The 362-nt window shown below is 47.5% G+C and carries 1 protein-coding gene; it reads left to right on the top strand.

Going from position 1 to position 362, the window contains the following annotated elements:
* Positions 1-362 (top strand): NAD(P)/FAD-dependent oxidoreductase (locus tag SB658_RS22400; protein ID WP_410602415.1); only part of this gene is annotated, 362 nt, incomplete at both ends.

Genomic DNA, 362 nt, shown 5'->3' with positions numbered 1-362 from the left:
CGAAAGAAATCAAACTGAAATTAGTAGAAGCAGGTCCGAAAATTCTTCCTGTTCTTCCTGATGACCTTATCGAACGCGCGACAAAAAGTCTTGAAAAACGCGGCGTTGAGTTCTTAACAGGTCTTCCTGTTACAAATGTTGAAGGAAACGTTATTGATCTGAAAGACGGTTCAAAAGTCGTTGCCAACACATTTGTATGGACAGGCGGCGTACAAGGCAACCCGTTAGTCGGCGAATCCGGCCTTGAAGTGAACCGCGGCCGTGCGACGGTTAACGATTTCTTACAATCTACTTCTCATGAAGATGTATTCGTTGTCGGAGACAGCGCTGTATACTTTGCGCCGGACGGCCGTCCGTACCCG

This window comes from Bacillus sp. SIMBA_008, from assembly GCF_046535495.1.
GTDB lineage: Bacteria > Bacillota > Bacilli > Bacillales > Bacillaceae > Bacillus > Bacillus subtilis.
The sequence above is the reverse complement of the archived record's forward strand: the minus strand, read 5'-3'. Positions and strand labels throughout refer to the sequence as shown.